The sequence below is a fragment of the Amycolatopsis sp. SID8362 genome (genome assembly GCF_010550475.1).
Lineage (GTDB): Bacteria > Actinomycetota > Actinomycetes > Mycobacteriales > Pseudonocardiaceae > Amycolatopsis > Amycolatopsis eburnea.
In genome coordinates this window covers 1-210 of sequence record NZ_JAAGNB010000623.1, presented here as the reverse complement: position 1 = coordinate 210, position 210 = coordinate 1, and the positions used below count along the sequence as shown (strand labels likewise).

General features: G+C 75.7%; 1 pseudogene. It reads left to right on the top strand.

The features are described from left to right. Positions 1–210 (top strand): annotated as a pseudogene (locus G3I65_RS18980) (MFS transporter); the annotation flags it as partial.

The following is a 210-nucleotide window of genomic DNA, read 5'->3' as shown; positions in this document are numbered from 1 at the left end:
CGACGAACCCCGTGCTGGCCGTCGCGCGCGGGCTGGCGGACGGCGCCCGCCACGCCTGGCGCGCCCCCAGCGTCACGGCCGGGTTCCTGGCGCTGTTCGCGCACCGGGCGTCGTTCGGGGTGTCGCTGCTGGTCACCGTGCTGCTGATGCGGAACTACTTCACCGACCACGGGCTCTTCCGCGCCGGGCTGCCCGGGCTGGGGCAGATGG